Consider the following 20,179-nt stretch of genomic DNA (forward strand, 5'->3'; position numbering starts at 1 on the left):
TGCGAACCGACCCTCCGGTAAGAGAGAACGAGAGAGAACAAACCATGTGGCCTGACCGTCGACTGATCGACCTCTTCAAGACCGAATTTCCGATCGTGCTGGCGCCGATGGCCGGCGTGATGGATGCGGAGCTGGTGATTGCGGCGGCGCAGGGCGGCGCGCTCGGCTCGCTGCCGAGCGCGATGATCACGCCGGAGAAGGCGCGCGAGCAGGTTGCCCTGATCCGCCAGCGCGTCAAGGCGCCGGTCAACATGAACTTCTTCTGCCACACGCCGGTGGGGCTCACGGCGGAGGCCGAAACACGCTGGAAGCAACGGCTCGCGGGCTATTACGCCGAGCACGGTCTCGATCCCGCAGCGCCGATCGCGGCGGCGAACCGCGCACCGTTCGATGCCGCCTTCTGCGAGGTCGTCGAGGAGCTGAAGCCGGAAGTCGTCAGCTTCCATTTCGGCCTGCCTGAGCAGGCGCTGCTCAAGCGGGTGAAGGCTGCCGGCTGCCTCGTGATCTCGTCGGCGACGACGGTGAAGGAGGCGGTCTGGCTCGAACAGCGCGGCGTCGATGCCGTGATCGCGCAAGGCGCGGAGGCGGGCGGCCATCGCGGCATGTTCCTGACCGACAAGATCGCCGAGCAGTCCGGCACCTTCGCGCTGGTGCCGCAGGTCGTCGATGCCGTGAAGGTGCCGGTGATCGCGGCCGGCGGCATTGCCGACGGGCGCGGCATCGCCGCTGCCTTTGCGCTCGGTGCCTCCGGCGTGCAGATCGGCAGTGCCTATCTGCGCTGTCCGGAATCGAAGGTCAGCGCGGGCGGCCGCAAGGCGCTCGCCGAGGCGGGCGATGAGTCCACCGTCATCACCAATGTGATGACCGGCCGGCCGGCGCGCGGGGTCCAGAACCGGCTGATGCGCGAGGCTGGCCCGGTGTCGCCGGATGCGCCGCCGTTTCCCCATGCCGCGACCGCACTGGGACCGCTCAAGGCCGCCGCCGAAAAGCAGGGCCGGGTGGATTTCACCAATCTCTGGGCCGGTCAGGCCGTGGCCCTCGGCCGCGAGGTCCCCGCGGCCGAATTGACCCGGGATCTCGCCAAATCGGCGCTGGCCCGCATGAAGGCCCTCGCAGGATAGGGGAAGCGCCGGTTGCGGCGCAAAAGCGGCCTCTGCTATACGGCACTCAGGTTTTACCGTGCTGGGTTTCGCCGTGAGAGGCCTTATATAATGTCCGTCGACGCCGCTACCGTCCGCCGCATCGCGCATCTGGCGCGCATTGCGGTTTCCGAGGACGAGGTTCCGCATCTTCAGGGCGAGCTCAACGCCATGCTCGCCTTCGTCGAGCAGCTCTCGGAGGTCAATATCGAGGGCGTGGAGCCGATGACCTCGGTCACCCCGATGCAGATGAAGAAGCGGCAGGACGTGGTCGATGACGGCGGCATCGCCGACGATATTGTCGCCAACGCGCCCGCGACCGAGGGGCACTTCTTCCTCGTGCCGAAGGTCGTGGAGTGAGTCTCCTATCCAGGACGTGGTCCGATGTGTCTGCTTTGCGACGATGAGAAGGCCTATCAGGCCTACATGAATTACCTCGACAAGATGGAGCGGCAGGGCAAAGCCGCCGATCCCAATGTCGCCGTCAATGCCGTGCTCGACGAGCTCGAGGCCGCCGCGAATGCCGCGGCCAAGAAAAACGTCATGCAAGACGACCCGGCCAACGACAAGACCCTGTCTCCGTTCTTCTGCAGCCCGATCAATAAATGACCGATTTGACATCGCTGACGCTCGCCGAGGCCCGCAAGGGTCTCGCCGACAAGACTTTCACGTCCCTCGAGCTGACCGACGCGCATCTTTCCGCGATCGAAGCCGCGCGCGTGCTCAACGCCTTCGTGATGGAGACGCCGGACCAGGCGCGCAGCATGGCGAAGGCCGCGGACGAGAAGATCGCCAAGGGCGATGTCGGCCCGCTCGCCGGCATTCCGCTCGGCATCAAGGATCTGTTCGCGACCAAGGGCGTGCGGACCACGGCGTGCTCGAAGATCCTCGGCAGTTTCGTGCCGACCTACGAATCGACCGTCACGTCGCAGTTGTGGCGCGACGGCGCCGTGATGCTCGGCAAGCTCAACAATGACGAGTTCGCGATGGGCTCGGCCAACGAGACCTCGTGCTTCGGTCCGGTCGGCAATCCCTGGCGGCGCGAGGGCAGCAACACGACGCTGGTGCCGGGCGGCTCGTCCGGCGGCTCGGCCTCGGCCGTGGCCGCGCTGCTGTGCATGGGCGCGACCGCGACCGACACCGGCGGCTCGATCCGCCAGCCGGCCGCCTTCACCGCGACCGTCGGGATCAAGCCGACCTATGGCCGCTGCTCGCGCTGGGGCATCGTCGCCTTTGCCTCCTCGCTCGACCAAGCCGGCCCCATCGCGCGCAGCGTGCGCGATGCCGCGATGCTGCTGCGCTCGATGGCCGGACACGATCCGAAGGACACCACCTCGGTGGATATCGCGGTGCCGGATTACGAGGCTGCGATCGGCAAGTCCGTGAAGGGCATGAGGATCGGCATTCCAAAGGAATATCGTCTCGACGGCATGCCGGCCGAGATCGAGAAACTCTGGGAAGAGGGTGCGGCCTGGCTGAAGGCGGCGGGCGCCGAGCTGGTCGAAGTGTCGCTGCCGCACACCAAGTACGCGCTGCCGGCCTATTACATCGTGGCGCCGGCGGAAGCATCCTCCAATCTCGCGCGCTATGACGGCGTCCGCTACGGTCTGCGCGAGCAGGGCAAGAACGTCATCGAGCTCTACGAGAATACCCGCGCGGAAGGGTTTGGCGCGGAAGTGCGGCGCCGCGTCATGATCGGTACCTACGTGCTCTCGGCCGGCTATTACGACGCCTATTATCTGCGCGCGCAGAAGGTGCGCACGCTGATCAAGAAGGATTTCGAGGATTGCTTCGCGAGGGGCGTCGACGCGATCCTCACCCCCGCGACGCCGTCGGCCGCCTTCGGCATCGGCGAGAAGGGCGGCGCCGATCCGGTCGAGATGTATCTCAACGACATCTTCACGGTGACCGTTAACATGGCGGGCCTGCCCGGCATCGCCGTGCCCGCCGGCAAGGACGCGCAAGGCCTGCCGCTCGGCCTGCAGCTGATCGGCCGTCCCTTCGACGAGGAGACGCTGTTCTCGCTCGGCGAGGTGATCGAGCAGGCCGCCGGCCGCTTCACACCGACGAGGTGGTGGTGAATGTCGCCGATTTCATCGCGAGCCTCGACGGCGCGGCGCCTGCGCCGGATCTGAACGCGCCGCTCAGAGGCCTCTGGTGGGCCGCCAAGGGCGACTGGGACCGCGCACACAAGATCGTTCAGGACGACAGCGGCCGCGACGCCGCCTGGGTGCACGCTTATCTGCACCGCGTCGAAGGCGATCTCGGCAATGCCGGCTACTGGTATCGTCAGGCTGGCCAGCCCGCGGCAAAGGATTCATTGGAAGCGGAGTGGGAGCGGATGGTTTCCGCGCTGCTCGGGGATGGAAAAGCATGAACGCGTCAGTCAGACAGGGAAAACTGATCAAGGGCCAGACCGGCGACTGGGAAGTCGTGATCGGCATGGAGGTCCATGCCCAGGTCACCTCGCAGTCGAAACTGTTCTCCGGGGCCTCGACCGAGTTCGGCGGCGAGCCCAACAGCCATGTCTCGCTGGTCGATGCGGCGATGCCGGGCATGTTGCCCGTCATCAACGAGGAGTGCGTCAGGCAGGCTGTCCGAACCGGGCTCGGCCTCAACGCCGCGATCAATCTGCGCTCGGTGTTCGACCGCAAGAACTATTTCTATCCGGACTCGCCGCAGGGCTACCAGATCAGCCAGTACAAGTCGCCGATCGTCGGCGAGGGCGAGGTCGTCGTTGAACTCGACGGCGGCAAGGTGGCCACCATCGGTATCGAGCGGCTGCATCTGGAGCAGGATGCCGGCAAATTGCTGCACGACCAGTCGCCGACCATGTCCTATGTCGACCTCAACCGCTGCGGCGTGGCGTTGATGGAGATCGTCTCCAAGCCTGACATCCGCGATGCCGAGCAGGCCAAGGCCTACGTGACCAAGCTGCGCTCGATCCTGCGCTATCTCGGCACCTGCGACGGCGACATGGAGAAGGGATCCTTGCGCGCCGACGTCAATGTCTCGGTGCGAAAGCCGGGCGGGCCGCTCGGCACCCGCTGCGAGATCAAGAACATGAACTCGATCACCTTCATCGGCCAGGCGATCGAGTACGAGGCGCGGCGCCAGATCGAGATCCTGGAGGAGGGCGGCCAGATCGATCAGGAGACGCGGCTCTACGATCCCAACAAGGGCGAGACGCGCTCGATGCGCTCCAAGGAAGAGGCGCATGACTACCGCTACTTCCCCGATCCCGACCTGCTGCCGCTGGAGTTCTCGCAGGGCTACGTCGATGAGCTGAAGGCTGAGCTGCCCGAGCTGCCGGACCAGAAGAAGATGCGCTTCGTCGCCGACTTCGGCCTGTCGGCCTATGATGCGAGCGTGCTCGTTGCCGAGCGCGAGAGCGCGGTGTTCTACGAGACCGTGCTGGACAAGCTCGGCAACCGTGCGCGCGACGGCAAGATGGCGGCGAACTGGGTGATCAACGAGCTGTTCGGCCGTCTCAACAAGGAGAGCCGGGATATTACGGGCTCTCCGGTGAGCGCCGAGCAGCTGGCCGCGATCGTCGATCTGATCGGCGAGGGCACGATCTCCGGCAAGATCGCCAAGGATCTGTTCGAGATCGTCTGGCAGGAAGGCGGCGATCCCCGCGCACTGGTCGAAAGCCGCGGCATGAAGCAGGTCACGGACCTCTCGGCGATCGAAAAGGTTGTCGACGACATCATCGCGGCCAATCCCGACAAGGCCGCGCAGGTCAAGGACAAGCCGCAGTCGCTCGGCTGGTTCGTCGGCCAGGTGATGAAGGCATCTGGCGGCAAGGCCAACCCGCAAAGCGTCAACGACCTGCTCAAGTCCAAGCTCGGCGTCTGACGCCCGCGCGTTCGAACGAGGTGACGGACAAGTCTCGTCACCTCGCTTTCGTTCCTCGATGCGACGTTCGCACGCATCCTCGGCGGCTCACTTCATCCCGATCGGCGGCGATGTGACGACCGAATCGCCGTGACGCGATTCGCGCAAAACGACGTCTCGCGCACGCTTCGACGAGCGCTCGCGCCGTTAAGCATGAAAATATTTTCGTTGCCAAAATTCGCGACTCAGAGTCCGCGAAGCGCCTTCGCGAGGTGATCGCGGGATTGCCGACGTCCGTCACCGCGACGATCGCGTGCGATGCGCGCGTGCAGGAAAATACTTGCTGCATAGTGTTTTTCTGCAATCGCATGTGCTGCGAACATCGATGTTGCGAGCACTCCCTGCGGTCGATCGCGCGCGTCGGGCAGTGCGCTTGCATCGCGCTCGCCAAGCGCACGCGCGTTGTGTCGTCAACACTTCTTTAAGCGAGACGCTGTTTTTTTCTTTGTGTTGGTGTATTCGGGATGAAGTGCATTCGATCCCCGAGTGCACGCAGCGATTAAAGCCATCTCACACATCGGAGGGCAACATGGCCAAGAAAGCGAAGAAGGCGAAGAAGGCGAAGAGCGCAGTGAAGAAGACTGCGAAGAAGACCCGCAAGGTCGCCAAGAAGAAGAAGTAACTTCGACTTCTGAAGTTGCCGGCTCCTAGCCGGCACGTCATCAGCGCCTCATCGAGGTTCTGATCGACGATAGAGGGTGTCGGCGAGACATCAGGTCAACGGTCGGATCGTTCGCTTTGACGGTCCGGCAGAAGAAACGAGTTTTCTTCGTTCGGTGCGGCTCTCCGGAAAGGGGCTCCGCAATTTCACAGGCGGCCTTCGGGTCAACGTGAAATCTGATCCTGACGTGTTCGCCGACGCCCTCGTTCTCCTGAGGCCGGGGTATTGCCGGCATTCCCATTTCCCGACATTGCTGATCCGATACGCGACGTGGCCGCGCCGGCTTCGCCCGAACTGTGGCTTGTGGCACGCCCGGGCCGCGGCTTGATTCGCGCTATTCGCATGCCGCTTCTCCGTTCGCGATGTCATCGCCCGACAGTGCGCAATTGCGCACGAGGACCGGGCGATCCAGCACTCCGAGGCGGCAGCGATTGAATCGATGAGTTGCGGAGTACTGGATTCCCCGCCTGCGCGGGGGATGACAGCACGGCGCGCGGCCACAGTGATCCACGCTTCACATTCTAACCACAGGACGCGCACCAGCGCGCGCGATGGTTATCGATCCCCCAAAATCCTGCGGTAAACAAAGTCTGACGAATCGCAGAAGTGCCTGCAAATCCGGAGCTTTTTGAATCTGCACGCGGGGCGCCGCGCCGGCGCGTTTACGTCTGCTTCATCGCGATACTTAAACTGCCATTCAAATTTGCCCGCCATCATCGCCTCCAACAAGCCGGCAAACGGCAATGGGCAACAAGCCTTTTGGCAACGAGCCTTTTGGCAGCAAGCCCTGGGGATGAGTTGAACGATGCACGATCCCGGGAAGGGTCATGCACATCAGAGTTGGACGGGAGCCGCGCTCGGGGGAACGAGGCGGCATAAGAACAAAGGGGATGCGTTATGTTTCAGGGTACCTTCGATATGGAGACGGCAACGCCGATCGACGCGACCGCGCTGTCGGACGTGCTGTTCGAGCGCGGCATCTATTGGGCGAGCGGCCGCTCCGGCCTCGTCGATCTCGTCGCCGCGCACAAATGGTTCAATCTCGCCGCGCTGAAGGGCCGCAAGGACGCCGTGGCGCTGCGCCAGGAGATTGCCGGGCAGATGTCGGATGCCGAGATCGCCGCCGCACAGCGCGATGCGCGGGCGTGGGTTTCCGCCCATTGAATTGAGAATCGCATCCACACCCGTGTTCGCACGGGTGGGCCTGGTTGCGCTGAATCAAGCTTCTCCGTCGTGCCGCCACATAAGACCCGAGCGGCATGAGCGAGCCCGACACGAATGGACAATGGCTGCCGATTCAAATCGCGCCCGACGAGTGCGATCTGGAACTCGGACGTCCGCACAAGACGGGGATCCTGCCCTGGGCGTTCCCCTGCCGGCGCCGGTCGGGCGTCTGGTTCAACGTCTGGGCCGACGAAGCCGTGCTGATTTCGCCCTCGCATTGGCGGATCTGGCGGTTCCACCGCTAGACGCGGGCGCACACATATAAAGTCAGTGCGAATCGGGATGAATGCAGCCGCGCCGATCCTTGCCCAGGCTTTCGAACCGGTCTCACGGTCGCTTTCAGGTGAAAGAACGCACCGATCTTGATTGATTCTGCCGCTGGGTGGCGGAGAGGGAGGGATTCGAACCCTCGATACAGCTTGAGACCGTATGACGCTTTAGCAAAGCGTTGCCTTCAGCCACTCGGCCACCTCTCCGGTGCGAGCCTTATGCATCTAATTGCTTGGGCCGGTCAATTTGGAAGCGTGTGTTTTCGCTCGAATATTCCCAGCGATCTTGGAAACGGGCGGTTTGCTGTCGGGCACCGTCTCAAGACGGGCCTTTATATAGAGGCGTGACTGGATTGCCGAGTGGTCGTCGGGGTGGGGCAGGCCCGTTGAGGTGCTGCGTTCCTTGCCGTCGAGTCTCGGTCCGATTCTACGATTCGCGCCTCCATCTGAGCTGTATCGCGCAGTGCACGGTCCCCGGCGCCTCAAGTGAGGAGTTTTGGTGGCAAATGGAACCGCTTCAAAAAGACCATTAAAAACAATATGTTGCGAAGCCGCCGTGATCACATCTGCGTGTTATTTGTGCAACACCCGGCGGAAAACCAGCTCCATCGGCCCGTTTGGAAGCGTTCTGTTGTTGTGTGTGCAAGGACGTTCGGTAATTGTGACTGAGCGACGGAGGGGGGCATCCCGAGGTCGTCCCGTTTAGGTCATTCGCTTAAGTCCCTCGCGTTCATGCGGGTGTGTCCGAAGGCGCGAAGGGGGCCAAAGCGGTGATTTAGAGGGGGTTGGGGAATTGGCCGTCCGGTCAGTAACCTTCCCTGAAGAGCAACTTGGAGGTTTAACATGAAGTTGGTTAAGAGCCTTTTGCTCGGCTCAGCGGCGGGTCTGATCGCCGTGAGCGGAGCTCAAGCAGCCGATCTGCCGGTCAAGGCCAAGGCGGTCGAATACGTGCGGATCTGCTCGCTGTACGGAGCCGGGTTCTACTACATGCCGGGCACCGACACCTGCATCAAGCTGGGTGGCTACCTGCGCGCTGACGCGCTCGCGAACACCAACGCCGCCTACAACATCGGCCAGGGCGCTCCGCAAGGCGGCAAGAACCGTCTGAGCGGTTACTACACGACCCGCGCTCGTATGGACTTCACCGTCGATACGCGTACGGCGACCGAATACGGTGTGGTCCGCACCTACGCCGACATGGTGTTCTCCTACGACACCCCGTCGGTCACCGGCTCGGGCGGCGGCACGACCTTCCCGTCCGGCGCGGCCTCGCTCAGCCTCTATCATGCGTTCATCCAGTTCGCTGGTTTCACCTTCGGCCGCACCGTGTCGATCTTCGACGCACCGTGGCAGAGCTATCCGGCTGGCGGTCCCGACTTCCTTCCGGGCGGCAGCAACAACGTGACCGGTGTCAACCAGATCGCCTACACGGCTGACTTCGGCCAGGGCATCACCGGTTCGCTGGCGTTGCAGGATATGTCGTCCGCTACCGGTGGTCCGTCGAACCTCTGGAACGCCTCGGCTTTCTCTGCTGCCGGTTCGGTTAGCAGCGCCGGCGTCGTGACTGTGACCCCTGCGGCGACGGTTGCGGCTGCGGCCATGATCCAGGGCCAGTACGGTGTGTCGGACTGGGGTGGCACGCGCGTGCCCGATATCGTCGGTCAGGTTCGCGTCGACCAGGCCTGGGGTCTGTTCCAGCTGTCGGCCGCCGCGCACAACATTCACTCGGGCTATTATGGCTCGACTGAAGTGACCAACCATCCCGACGACAAGTGGGGCTGGGCTGTGCAGGGCGCCTTGTCGATCAAGAACATCCCGACCGGTGCGGGTGACTCGATCAACTTGCAGGCGGTCTACACCGACGGTGCGTCGCGCTACAACTTCCAGAGCCTGTTCCCGCAGACCATGTTCATGTACGGCGGCAGCGGCGTTGCGTACCAGAGCCTTGCTTTCGCTGGTATCGCTGACGGCGTCTACGGCACCATTGGTGGCGTCGGCACCGGGATCGACACCGTCAAGACCTGGGGCTTCCGCGGTGGTTATACCCACAACTGGGCACCTGGTTGGGCTTCGGGCATCTACGGCGCCTATGCTTCGCTTCGCTACGGCGACACGGGCAAGGCTCTGATCTGCGCGAACTTCGTCGCCGGTCTGGCTCCGTCGGCTGGCGCCGCCGGATGTAACCCCGACTTCAACCTCGCGGTCGTCGGCGGCAACTTGGTCTGGACTCCCGTCAAGGGCCTCGCGTTCACGACGGACGTGAGCTACGTCTGGCTCGACCAGAAGTACTCGGGCACGATCTCGGGCGCTGGCACGGCGAACTCCGCGGTTGCGAAGCCGGCCACCACGTATGAGCTGAAGGATCAGGGTAACCTGCAGGTCCTGTTCCGCGCTCAGCGCAACTTCTAAGATCAATCTTCCGATTGATCGGAAAACCCCGGCAGGAAACTGCCGGGGTTTTTGTTTGCGGGTAGTGCACCGATTACCTAAATGGTGGGTTGCTTGAGCGCGCGGCGCTGCTCGAGAGCCGGCAGAAGGAGCTTCCGACCATGAACAATTCGACAATCTGGAGACGGATGCTCAGCGTGCTCGCCGCCATATCAATGGTTGCCGTGGTCACGTCGATATTTTCGCCGGCGGCTGCCGCACCCGTCGACTCCAACTATCCGGTGTGCCTCCAGCAATGGGAGTGGGGCGGCAGCAGCAGGATTTCCTGCAGCTACCGGACGTGGGAGGAGTGCAAGGCTTCTGCGCTGGGCTTGCCGGCGATGTGCCTGACCAACCCCTATTGGTCCCCGCCGACGTCAGCCCGCCCATCTCACCGCCGATCCGCCCCCGACAGAATGTGGTAGGGATCGAATCCTGAGGTCGGAGGCAGTCTGAACGTGACCTGCGCACTCTCACGAGAGCGCGGTCAGACGATTATCTTGCACCTCTCCCCTCACGGAAGGCATAGGTCGGGTTCAGCCCGCAGGCATCGATCGTGCCAGACGCAGTCGCCAAGCACTGCGCGTAAGTAGAGAACTGGCAGTTGCCGGGATAGCCCCAACGCAGCCCCTGCAGGCAATAGCGATCCTGAATGGCCTCGGCCTGCCGGGGGTGCTGGCGGTTCTTGCCGTAGGCAGCCGAGCCGCCGCCCGGAAGAGCGGACAAGACCACGGCCGCGATCGCGAATGCACCGACTATGCGCAACATGATATGTCTCCAGGTTTGTCGAGCCTATCAACCGATGGGTGGCAATGCCGGTTCCAATTATATCGCAATGGGATCGGGACCGTCATGGAATCATGCCGAACGCCTGCCGCACAGCGACCTGGATGCGTGCTATTCCACGCTTGCGGCGCCGCGACGCAGATCGGCCTCGATCTGCAGGCGCGTGCCGCCGCCGAAGCGGGCGCGGTAGACCTGAAGGTTCTCCATGATCCGCTGCACGTAATTGCGCGTTTCCGAGAACGGAATCAGCTCCACCCAGTCGACCGCGTCCACCTTCGGGTTGCGCGGATCGCCGTAGCGTTCGACCCACTTCTTCACGCTGCCGCGACCGGCATTGTAGGCCGCGAAGGTCATGATGTAGGAGCCGCGGTAATCCTCGAGCAGTCCGCCGAGCTCGGCCGAGCCGAGCGTGGCGTTGTAGACTGAATCGTTCTTCAGCCGGCCCAGATCGTAAGTGGCGCCGTGGCGCTTGCAGACGTAGCGTGCAGCGTCCGGCGTCACCTGCATCAGCCCATAGGCCTGCGCCGGTGAAACCACGCGTGGGTTGAATGCGCTTTCCTGCCGCGCGATGGCGTAGATGATGCTGCGCTCGACCTCGGGGCCGATCGGCGTGAACTGCGGAATGCCGTTGACGGGGTAGGCGTAGAAGTCGAACGGCAGGCCGCGATTGAGCGCAGCCTTGCCGAGCAGGAGCATGCCGCGCGCGTCGCTGTAGCGTTGGGTGAGCTCGCCGAGGCCGGCGAGCGCTTCGGGATCGCCGTTCTCGCCCATGTCGGCCAGCAGCGGTATCGCCATCTCGCGCTCGTCGAGCTCGTACAGCAGCTGCGCAGCGCGGACGATCTCCAGCCGGTCGGCGCCGCGGCCACGCGGCGGATTGTTGAGCTCGATCTGCGGCAGGCCGAGCTTGGCCCGCGCGAGCTGGCCGTAATAGCTGGTCGACTGCTCGGCGGCGCGCGCATAGGCGTTGCGCGCCTCCTGCTGACGACCCATCGCTTCCGCGGCACGGCCCTGCCAATAGCCGGCACGCGCCAACGCGGTCGGATTGACGCTGCCGACGCCGATGCGGGCGAAATGCTGCGCGGCAGTCGCGGGATCGTTGAGGAAGCGCAGCGCGATCCACCCGGCGGTGAACTCCTGCTCGGTCTTGTAGATGTCGCGCGAGGGCAGGGCGGCATCGCGCGCGATCAGATAGGCGCTGCGGAATTCCTCGGTGTCGATCATCTTGCGCGCCAAAAGGCGCCGCTCGATCCACCATTCGTCGAGATTGTGGAGGCGGCCCGGATCCTTCGGCGCCGACAGCATCAGCTGGGCAGCCTCGGCAAACTTCTCCTCGCGGCGCAGCAGCTGGATCTTGCTGAAGAGGAAGCCAGGATCGTTGTGCAGCTCACGCGGCACCGCGTCGAGCAGCGCGCGCGCGTTCGGCGCTTTCTTGACCGCGGCGATGCGGGCCTTGGCGAGTGCGACATAGCCGGCGCCGAGGCGCTTGGCGGCGCGCAGCGCGGCCTCGTTCTCGCTGCCGTAGAGCAGGGTGTCCATCCGCGCCTTCTGGTCGCCCGGCGACAGCAGGGCGCCGAACTGGTCGAGCGCGTTGTTCTCGGTGTCCTCCGACATCGGGTCGCTGCGCCAGGCCTCGCGCACCAGCCGCTCGGCGTTGGCGCGGTCGCCGCGCGCCAGCATCGCCTTGGCGAGCATGAAGCGGCCCTTGGCGGAGATCGGAGATTCGTGCTCGAACCACGACCACGCCACGGAATCGTCGCGCCTGTCGTCCCACATCGCAGCTTCGAGGCGCCGGCGCAGGAAGGTCTGCGACGGCCAGCTCGGGTTGGCGGAGAGGAAGGCGCGGTAGCGCTCCACGCTCGCGCCGTTGTCCTCGCTGCGCAGAATGATCCATTCCGCGAGCTTGCGCGCGACCGGATCCGAGATGCCGACCGCCGCATTGGTGGCGTCGGCCGCCTTGCGCTTGCGCACCAGCTCGATCACGCTCTCCAGCGTCTCCTTGTCGCCCTGCGACGTCGACGACGTCGCTGCGACCGCGGCCGGGACGACCGGCTTGCGCGGGGTAGCATGCTGGCGGGTCGCCGGAGCCAGCACGGGGGCTGCGGCGGGGCGTGGGGGAGGGGCGGAAGGTTTGACGGCGGCGGTCGCGGGGGCCGTTTTAGGGGGCGAGCCGCTGGCAGCCGGATGTGCTTTCGGCGCAGGCGCCGCTGCGGCAGGCGTTGCAGCCGCCTTGGGCTTCTCCTTCGCCGCGTCCTTCCCGGCGCTCTTGCCGGCCTCCTTGCCAATATCCTTGGCCGGTTTCTTCGCTGCGTCCTTGGCCGGGGCGGGAGCGGCACCCTTGCTCGCGGGCTTGGAGGCGTCCTTCGCGGAGGTTCCCTTGGACGCGCCCTTCGGGGTGTCCTTGGCGGCAGGCTTTGCGGTGTCCTTGCCCGCGTCCGTGGTCGTCTCGTTAGACTTGGCCAGGGCGGCGCAGCCGACCGACAGCCCTGCCATCAGGCACAGGACCAGGCCGGTGGACCGCCAGGCGGCACGAGGGAATGAGGTCACGGGTATCATCGCCCCGAATCAGTCAAGTGGCTCAAGATCTAGCTGTATTTGATTGAATATGCGGACAAAATACCAACAGCCGCTTACCTCGGACCGATTTGCACCATCACCGCGGCAAAATCGCGGCCTAAACGGTGCGTCACTCGGCAGCGGGTCTTTTACCGGCGGGACAGACCCGATATGAATGGCGCTTGCTCGAGATCGCCGCGTACGGAGGAAGTCCATGGCAGCCAAGACGAAATTCCGGGGGTCGTTCACCGCCTTGGTCACCCCGTTCAAGAACGGCTCGCTGGACGAGGCCGCGTTCCGCTCGCTGGTCAACTGGCAGATCTCGGAAGGCACCAACGGCCTGGTCCCGGTCGGCACCACCGGCGAGAGCCCGACGCTCAGCCATGACGAGCACAAGAAGGTGGTCGAGTGGTGCATCGCTGAAGCCAAGGGCCGCGTGCCTGTCATCGCGGGCGCCGGCTCCAACTCGACCAAGGAGGCGGTCGAGCTCTCCCAGCACGCCGAGAAGGCGGGCGCGGACGCCGTGCTGGTGGTGACGCCCTACTACAACAAGCCGACCCAGGAAGGCATGTACCAGCACTTCAAGGCGATCAACGACGCGATCGGGATTCCGATCATCATCTACAACATCCCGCCGCGCTCGGTGATCGACATGTCGGTCGACACCATGAAGCGGCTGTGGGAGCTGAAGAACATCGCCGGCGTCAAGGACGCCACCGCCAGCATGGTGCGGGTGTCGCAGCAGCGCGCGGCGATGGGCGAGGACTTCAACCAGCTCTCCGGCGAGGACGCCACTATCATCGGCTACATGGCGCATGGCGGCCACGGCTGCATCTCGGTGACCTCGAACGTCGCGCCGCGGCTGTGCTCGGAGTTTCACGCCGCCTGGCAGAAGGGCGACACCAAGGCGGCGCTGGCGATCCACGACAAGCTGATGCCGCTGCACAACAACCTCTTCATCGAGAGCAATCCGGCACCGATCAAGTATGCGATGTCGCTGCTCGGCAAGCTGGACGAGACGCTGCGCTTGCCGATGGTGCCGGTCAGCGAGCCGACACGCATTGCGGTACGCAGCGCCATGGTGCACGCTGGGCTGATCAACTGATGGGTTGACCAATCGGGGAGGCCGTTCATGAGCGTCGACGACAAGGGCAGGCGGATGCTCACGGAGTTCCGCGAATTTGCCATGAAGGGCAATGTCGTCGATCTCGCGGTCGGCGTCATCATCGGCGCGGCCTTCGGCGCCATCGTCACGTCGCTGGTCGGTGACATCATCATGCCGATCATCGGCGCCGTCACCGGTGGCCTCGACTTCTCGAACTACTTCGCCCCCTTGTCGAAGGCGGTCACAGCCACCAACTTAGCTGATGCGAAAAAGCAAGGCGCCGTCCTTGCTTACGGCAGCTTCCTGACGCTGACGATCAACTTCATCATCGTTGCCTTCGTGTTGTTCCTGGTGATCCGCGCCATGAACACGCTGAAGCGCAAGGAGGAGGCCGCGCCCGCTGCGCCGCCGAAGCCGTCGGCCGAGGTCGAGCTGCTGACCGAGATCCGCGACCTCCTCAAGAAGTGACGCGCGCGCTTCATCCAAACTGTTAGCCTCGCTGCGCATCTCGATCGGGTTTGTCCTCTCATGGCCGATAAAAACGAACGTCCAATCAAGGTCATGGCGGAAAATCGCAAGGCCCGCTTCAACTATGCGATCGAGGACACGATCGAGGCGGGCATTGCGCTGACCGGCACCGAGGTCAAGTCGATCCGCAACGGCAAGAGCACGATCGCGGAATCCTACGCCGATTCCAAGGACGGCGAGATCTGGCTGATCAACGCCACCATTCCCGAATATCTCCAGGGCAATCGCTTCAACCACGAGCCCAAACGGCCGCGAAAACTGCTGCTCCATCGCCGGCAGATCAACAAGCTGATGGGCGCCGTCGACCGCGAGGGCATGACGCTGATTCCGCTCAAGCTCTATTTCAACGAGCGTGGCCGCGCCAAATTGCAGCTGGCGGTTGCAAAGGGCAAGAAGCTGCACGACAAGCGCGAGACCGAGAAGAAGCGCGATTGGAGCCGGGAGAAGGGGCGCCTGATGCGGGCGAGGGGTTGACTAGATGACCCAGCGGAACCTGCTCGAAGTCGATTGGAGCCGGATTCCTGCACCGGTCGATGACGGCGCGGCCGCGCATCTCACCGGCATGGTGGTGCCGCCGATCGGCCTGCTCGCGACCAACGACACCTCGGTGAGCCTGTCGGCGCTGCGCGGCCGGACCGTGGTGTTCGCCTATCCGCGCACTGGCGAGCCCGGCAAGATTGCGCTGGTCGATGATTGGGACATGATTCCGGGTGCGCGCGGTTGCACGCCGCAGACCTGCGCGTTTCGCGATCTGTTCGCCGAGCTGAAGGCCGCCGGCGCCGCCCACGTGTTCGGCCTCTCGACCCAGAGCAACGCCTATCAGACCGAGATGGCCTCACGGCTGCATCTGCCGTTCCCCGTGCTGTCGGACGAGAAGCTGGCGCTCACGCGCGCCTTGAGGCTGCCGACCATGGAGGTCGCGGGCCTCACGCTGATCAAGCGCCTCGCGCTTGTTATCGACGACGCCAGTATCACGCACGTCTTCTATCCCGTGTTTCCGCCCGACCGGAACGCCGGCGACGTGCTCGACTGGCTCAAGGCCAACCCCAGGAGCTAATCCAGGTCCGCCTTCACCTTCGCGAACACGCTGCGGAACATGTCCGGGGTCAGCACGCCGGTGTTCGTGTTGTAGCGCGAGCAATGGTAGCTGTCGTACAGCTTGAACGCGCCGGCCTGGTGCACGGCGCCATGGCCGAACGGGGCCTCGGAGGCCTTCAACTTCAGCGGCTTGAGCACGCTGTCGTGCGCAATTCGGCCGAGCGCGATGATCGCGCGCAGCTTCGGCATGGTCTCGAGATTGGCGACCAGGAACCGCCGGCAGGTGTTGATCTCGGCCGGCAGCGGCTTGTTCTGCGGTGGCACGCAATGCACGGCATTGGCGATCCGGCAGTCGATCAGCTTCAGGCCGTCATCGGGACGCGCCTGGTAGGTACCCTTGGCGAATCCGTATTCGAGCAGCGTGGCGTAGAGCAGGTCGCCGGCATAATCGCCGGTGAACGGCCGTCCCGTGCGGTTGGCGCCCTGCATCCCCGGCGCGAGGCCGACGATCAGGAGGCGCGCCTTGATGTCGCCGAAGGGGGCGACCGGCGCATTGTGCCACAAGGGCTCGCGCGCGCGGTTTGCCTCGCGAAAGGCAACCAGGCGCGGACAGAGCGGGCAATCGCGGTCGGGAACGACGGTGGGAGGCTGGCGGCTCGGCCGAGCCGCCTCACTCCTCGAAGTCGTCATCGCCCCTCGGCGCCATCGTGGTTGCGCGCTGGAGGAATTGCGGGGCGTGGTGACGGGCTTCGCGCTCGCCACGGTCGCGCGGGGCGGGGCGTTCGGACGGATCACGGCCGAGCTTGGACTGCAGCTCGACGAGGTCGGTGAAGACGTCGGCCTGGCGGCGCAGCTCGTCGGCGATCATCGGCGGCTGGCTGGCGATGGTGGAGATCACCGTCACCCGCACGCCGCGGCGCTGCACGGCCTCGACCAGGGAGCGGAAGTCGCCGTCGCCGGAGAACAGCACCATCTGGTCGATGTGCTCGGCGAGCTCCATGGCATCCACGGCGAGCTCGATGTCCATGTTGCCCTTGACCTTGCGGCGGCCGGAGGCGTCGATGAACTCCTTGGTCGCCTTGGTCACGACGGTGTAGCCGTTGTAGTCCAGCCAGTCGATCAGCGGGCGGATCGAGGAGTATTCCTGATCCTCGATGATGGCGGTGTAGTAGAACGCCCGGAGCAGCGTCCCGCGGCCCTGAAACTCCTTCAGCAGGCGCTTGTAGTCGATGTCGAAGCCCAGAGTTTTCGCCGTCGCGTAGAGATTGGCCCCGTCGATGAAGAGCGCGATCTTGTTGGTAGGAGAAGGTGACATTCAGTTGCTCGCGTAGTGTTCGTGTTTGATCGTTTTATTGTTGGCGCGGCGACAGCAAGCCGCGCGTTTCCAGAGTGCCGCTCAGACCCGTCGAAACCGCAAATCCGGAGAAGTCGGGGCAATCAAGGTATAGTTATGACGGACTTGCATACACCCGGCGCTACCCCTGATGGCAACCCGGGAAACCACCCATCCCAACCCCAATGTGGGGGTAGCAGAGCCGTTTGGCGAGGCCAAATCACAAATTGGCCTTGCGAAACCGCCCCGGCCCCTATAACTAGCCCCAATCATCCACATATTTCGTCCCACCCACAACGGAGCGACAGTCCATGGCTCGCGTCACCGTAGAAGATTGTATCGACAAGGTCGACAACCGGTTTGACCTGGTCCTGCTGGCCGCCCACCGTGCCCGCATGATCTCGTCCGGTTCACAACTAACGGTTGACCGCGATAACGACAAGAACCCTGTTGTGTCTTTGCGCGAAATTGCCGACACGACCATCTCGCCGGAGGACCTTCGCGAGGAGCTGGTGCACTCGCTCCAGAAGTTCGTCGAGGTCGACGAGCCCGAGCCGGATACGGTGCCGCTGATCGGTTCCGCGGGCGCGAGCGTCGATGCGGACGATACCGAGGTCGCCGTCGAGCGCATGACCGAAGAGGAGCTTCTGAAGGGTCTCGAAGGCCTTGCGCCGCCCGAGGAGCAGCCCGAGGAGGACGAGTAAATCGTCCGTCGCGATCGTCGACTTCTTGTGATCTTATCAAAGGCCCGAACCGTCGTTCGGGCCTTTGCTTTTGTTGACGTTTTCGTGGTTACCATAGCGTCGTGGTCGGCGCTGCGTGCTGTCACTGAATTGATCGGACGCGGGCGCGATCGGAGCTAAGGTGAATACAACGGGCCGGCCCAGGCCCGCTTGAAGGCAGGACGGCATGGTATATCGGCGCCGCAGATCCACGCAGATGCAGGCCGCAACCGAATCGGTTGCCGTGGCCCCGACTGCGCCGGTCGCGCGCCCGGCCAAGCCGCGCGCGCGCATGATGCGTCAATATGACCTCGTCGAGCGCGTCAGGTCCTACAATCCCAACACCAACGAAGACCTGCTGAATCGCGCCTATGTCTACGCCATGAAGGCGCACGGTTCGCAGACCCGCGCCTCGGGCGATCCGTATTTCTCGCACCCGCTCGAAGTCGCGGCGATTCTCACCGACCTGAAGCTCGACGATGCCACCATCGTGGCGGCGCTGCTCCACGACACGATCGAGGACACCGAGGCGACGCGGGCCGAGATCGACCAGATTTTCGGGCCGGAGATCGGCGCGCTGGTCGAGGGCCTGACCAAGCTGAAGCGGCTCGAGCTGGTGTCGCGGGAGGCCAAGCAGGCCGAGAATCTACGCAAATTGTTGCTGGCCATTGCCGACGATGTCCGCGTGCTTCTGGTCAAGCTCGCCGACCGTCTGCACAACATGCGCACGCTGGACTTCGTGCCGACGGAATCGCGCAGGCGCATCGCCGAGGAGACGCTCGACATCTACGCGCCGCTCGCGGGGCGCATGGGCATGCAGGAAATGCGCGAGGAGCTGGAGGACCTGTCCTTCCGCACCCTCGATCCCGAAGCCTATTCGGTGGTGATGCAGCGCCTCGACGCGCTCGCCGAACGCAACCGCAATCTGATCGGCGAGATCGAGGATCAGCTCTCCAACAATCTGCGCCACAGGGGCCTGGGGGCGCGGGTCTACGGTCGCCGCAAGAAGCCGTTCTCGATCTGGACCAAGATGGAGCGCAAGTCGGTCGGCTTCGAGCAATTGTCCGACATCTTCGGCTTCCGCCTCGTCGTCAACGACATCGAATCCTGCTATCGCGCGCTCGGCATCGTCCACACCACCTGGCCGGTCGTGCCGGGGCGATTCAAGGACTATATCTCGACACCGAAGCAGAACGACTATCGCTCGATCCACACCACGGTGATCGGGCCCGGCAACCAGCGCGTCGAGCTGCAGATCCGCACCGAGGCGATGGACCAGATCGCCGAGCGGGGTATTGCCGCGCACGTCTTCTACAAGGAAGGCGTGGGGTCGCCGACCGAATTTCTCAAGCGCGAGTCCACCGCGTTCGCCTGGCTGCGCCACACCATCGGCATCCTCTCGGAGAGCGCCAATCCGGAGGAATTCCTCGAACATACCAAGCTCGAGCTGTTCCACGACCAGGTGTTCTGCTTCACCCCGAAGGGCAAGCTGATCGCGCTGCCGCGCCACGCCAACGTGATCGACTTCGCCTATGCCGTGCATACCGACGTCGGCAACAGCGCGGTCGGCTGCAAGATCAACGGCCAGTTCGCGCCGCTGTCCTCGGAGCTGCAGAACGGCGACGAGGTCGAGGTGCTGACCTCGGAGGCGCAATCGGCGCCGCCATCGGCCTGGGAGACGCTCGCGATCACCGGCAAGGCGCGCGCCGCGATCCGCCGCGCCACGCGGACGGCGGTGCGCGATCAATATGCCGGTCTTGGCCGGCGCATCGTCGAGCGCCTGTTCGAGCGCGCCAAGATCGAATATGCCGACGACAAGCTCAAGGGCGCACTGCCGCGGCTCGCGCGGACCTCGATCGAGGACGTGATGGCGGCCGTGGGGCGCGGCGAGATCAAGGCCTCCCACGTCGCACGTGCGATGTACCCCGACTACAAGGAGGAGCGCATCGCGCGCTACGGCGTCAAGAAGGGGCTTGCCGCCAAGCTCAAGGAGAAGTCCTCGGAGCAGCCGCGCAGCCCGGTCGCGATTCCGATCCGCGGCATCAATTCCGACCTGCCGATCAAGTTCGCGCCGAACGGCGGCGCGGTGCCGGGCGATCGCATCGTCGGCATCGTCACGCCGGGCGAGGGCATCACGATCTACCCGATCCAGGCGCCGGCCCTGAAGGATTTCGAGGAAGAGCCGGAGCGCTGGCTCGACGTCCGCTGGGACATCGAGGATTCTGCGCCGCAGCGCTTCCCGGCGCGCATCAGGGTCGAGAACGTCAACGAGCCCGGCGCGCTGGCGCAGATCGCGACCGTGATCGCCGAGCACGACGGCAACATCGACAACATCAGCATGCAGCGCCGCTCACCGGACTTCACGGAAACGACAATCGATCTCGAAGTCTACGATCTGAAGCATTTGAGCGCGATCCTGGCCCAGCTGCGCGCCAAGGCGGTCGTCGCCAAAGTCGAACGTGTTAATGGATAGGCGCATCTCGCATGCGCCGGTCCC

At 64.3% G+C, this 20,179-nt stretch carries 20 protein-coding genes and 1 tRNA gene; 16 read left to right on the plus strand and 5 right to left on the minus strand.

Annotated features, from left to right (window positions below):
* Window positions 1-44 precede the first annotated feature (44 nt).
* From K410_RS0116595 to K410_RS0116635, 8 genes are all read left to right on the plus strand, one after another.
* Window positions 45-1,121 (plus strand): NAD(P)H-dependent flavin oxidoreductase, encoded by a 1,077-nt coding sequence (locus tag K410_RS0116595; RefSeq protein WP_028135941.1) that lies wholly within the window; start codon window positions 45-47, stop codon window positions 1,119-1,121.
* Between the two features lie 90 nt (window positions 1,122-1,211).
* Window positions 1,212-1,499: an Asp-tRNA(Asn)/Glu-tRNA(Gln) amidotransferase subunit GatC gene (gatC, locus tag K410_RS0116600; RefSeq protein ID WP_028135942.1), complete on the plus strand. Its 288-nt coding sequence runs from the start codon at window positions 1,212-1,214 to the stop codon at window positions 1,497-1,499.
* A 24-nt stretch (window positions 1,500-1,523) separates the two neighbouring features.
* Window positions 1,524-1,748 carry a hypothetical protein gene (locus tag K410_RS0116605; RefSeq protein WP_028135943.1) on the plus strand — a complete coding sequence of 75 codons (225 nt, stop codon included), beginning with the start codon at window positions 1,524-1,526 and terminating at the stop codon, window positions 1,746-1,748.
* Complete coding sequence (gene gatA, locus K410_RS0116610) at window positions 1,745-3,220, plus strand: Asp-tRNA(Asn)/Glu-tRNA(Gln) amidotransferase subunit GatA (RefSeq protein WP_028135944.1); 1,476 nt, start codon at window positions 1,745-1,747, stop codon at window positions 3,218-3,220. Before K410_RS0116605 ends, gatA begins: the two co-directional genes overlap by 4 nt.
* Window positions 3,211-3,516 (plus strand): hypothetical protein, encoded by a 306-nt coding sequence (locus K410_RS0116615; protein ID WP_028135945.1) that lies wholly within the window; start codon window positions 3,211-3,213, stop codon window positions 3,514-3,516. The genes gatA and K410_RS0116615 overlap by 10 nt, the downstream gene beginning before the upstream one ends.
* Complete coding sequence (gene gatB / locus K410_RS0116620; protein WP_028135946.1) at window positions 3,513-4,997, plus strand: Asp-tRNA(Asn)/Glu-tRNA(Gln) amidotransferase subunit GatB; 1,485 nt, start codon at window positions 3,513-3,515, stop codon at window positions 4,995-4,997. The genes K410_RS0116615 and gatB overlap by 4 nt, the downstream gene beginning before the upstream one ends.
* Window positions 4,998-6,594: 1,597 nt before the next feature.
* The gene (locus tag K410_RS0116630; protein WP_028135947.1) at window positions 6,595-6,861 is read left to right on the plus strand and encodes a hypothetical protein; all 267 of its coding nucleotides are present in this window, start codon (window positions 6,595-6,597) and stop codon (window positions 6,859-6,861) included.
* Window positions 6,862-6,956: 95 nt separating this feature from the next.
* Entirely contained in the window at window positions 6,957-7,166 is a 210-nt protein-coding gene (locus tag K410_RS0116635; RefSeq protein WP_028135948.1) for a hypothetical protein, read from the plus strand.
* A gap of 138 nt (window positions 7,167-7,304) precedes the next feature.
* Here the strand turns inward: K410_RS0116635 and K410_RS0116640 are convergent.
* A tRNA-Ser gene (locus K410_RS0116640) sits at window positions 7,305-7,397 on the minus strand.
* Between the two features lie 636 nt (window positions 7,398-8,033).
* Between K410_RS0116640 and K410_RS0116645 the strand changes: the two genes are divergently transcribed.
* Window positions 8,034-9,599, plus strand: a complete 1,566-nt coding sequence (locus K410_RS0116645; RefSeq protein ID WP_028135949.1) for a porin — start codon at window positions 8,034-8,036, stop codon at window positions 9,597-9,599.
* A gap of 167 nt (window positions 9,600-9,766) precedes the next feature.
* Window positions 9,767-10,042, plus strand: a complete 276-nt coding sequence (locus K410_RS0116650) for a DUF3551 domain-containing protein (protein ID WP_063831447.1) — start codon at window positions 9,767-9,769, stop codon at window positions 10,040-10,042.
* Window positions 10,043-10,112: 70 nt separating this feature from the next.
* On the opposite strand, the gene K410_RS0116655 is transcribed toward K410_RS0116650, so the two are convergent.
* Window positions 10,113-10,385: a DUF3551 domain-containing protein gene (locus K410_RS0116655; RefSeq protein ID WP_028135951.1), complete on the minus strand. Its 273-nt coding sequence runs from the start codon at window positions 10,383-10,385 to the stop codon at window positions 10,113-10,115.
* Window positions 10,386-10,514: 129 nt separating this feature from the next.
* Entirely contained in the window at window positions 10,515-12,893 is a 2,379-nt protein-coding gene (locus K410_RS0116660) for a lytic transglycosylase domain-containing protein (protein WP_049820269.1), read from the minus strand.
* Window positions 12,894-13,170: 277 nt separating this feature from the next.
* Here K410_RS0116660 and dapA point away from each other — a divergent pair, with 277 nt between their 5' ends.
* Genes dapA through K410_RS0116680 form a run of 4 tightly spaced genes read left to right on the plus strand, consistent with a single transcriptional unit; the run spans window position 13,171 to window position 15,646 of the window.
* Window positions 13,171-14,061, plus strand: coding sequence for a 4-hydroxy-tetrahydrodipicolinate synthase (gene dapA, locus K410_RS0116665; protein ID WP_028135953.1), 891 nt, complete (start codon window positions 13,171-13,173; stop codon window positions 14,059-14,061).
* A gap of 54 nt (window positions 14,062-14,115) precedes the next feature.
* On the plus strand, window positions 14,116-14,529 hold the full coding sequence (mscL, locus tag K410_RS0116670) for a large conductance mechanosensitive channel protein MscL (RefSeq protein ID WP_028135954.1): 414 nt from the start codon (window positions 14,116-14,118) through the stop codon (window positions 14,527-14,529).
* Between the two features lie 60 nt (window positions 14,530-14,589).
* Complete coding sequence (smpB, locus tag K410_RS0116675) at window positions 14,590-15,063, plus strand: SsrA-binding protein SmpB (protein ID WP_027530006.1); 474 nt, start codon at window positions 14,590-14,592, stop codon at window positions 15,061-15,063.
* A gap of 4 nt (window positions 15,064-15,067) precedes the next feature.
* A complete protein-coding gene (locus K410_RS0116680) occupies window positions 15,068-15,646 on the plus strand; it encodes a peroxiredoxin (RefSeq protein ID WP_028135955.1) in 579 nt (192 codons plus the stop codon).
* On the opposite strand, the gene K410_RS0116685 is transcribed toward K410_RS0116680, so the two are convergent.
* Together K410_RS0116685 and K410_RS0116690 are read right to left on the minus strand one after the other, a co-directional pair.
* A complete protein-coding gene (locus K410_RS0116685) occupies window positions 15,643-16,317 on the minus strand; it encodes a uracil-DNA glycosylase (protein WP_028135956.1) in 675 nt (224 codons plus the stop codon). The genes K410_RS0116680 and K410_RS0116685 overlap by 4 nt on opposite strands.
* A complete protein-coding gene (locus K410_RS0116690; RefSeq protein WP_028135957.1) occupies window positions 16,298-16,942 on the minus strand; it encodes a LabA-like NYN domain-containing protein in 645 nt (214 codons plus the stop codon). Before K410_RS0116690 ends, K410_RS0116685 begins: the two co-directional genes overlap by 20 nt.
* A gap of 329 nt (window positions 16,943-17,271) precedes the next feature.
* Between K410_RS0116690 and rpoZ the strand changes: the two genes are divergently transcribed.
* Window positions 17,272-17,664 carry a DNA-directed RNA polymerase subunit omega gene (gene rpoZ / locus K410_RS0116695; RefSeq protein WP_008133017.1) on the plus strand — a complete coding sequence of 131 codons (393 nt, stop codon included), beginning with the start codon at window positions 17,272-17,274 and terminating at the stop codon, window positions 17,662-17,664.
* A 205-nt stretch (window positions 17,665-17,869) separates the two neighbouring features.
* Window positions 17,870-20,155 carry a RelA/SpoT family protein gene (locus tag K410_RS0116700; protein ID WP_028135958.1) on the plus strand — a complete coding sequence of 762 codons (2,286 nt, stop codon included), beginning with the start codon at window positions 17,870-17,872 and terminating at the stop codon, window positions 20,153-20,155.
* The last annotated feature ends 24 nt before the right edge of the window (window positions 20,156-20,179 follow it).

The organism is Bradyrhizobium sp. 22, from assembly GCF_000482425.1.
Lineage (GTDB): Bacteria > Pseudomonadota > Alphaproteobacteria > Rhizobiales > Xanthobacteraceae > Bradyrhizobium > Bradyrhizobium japonicum_B.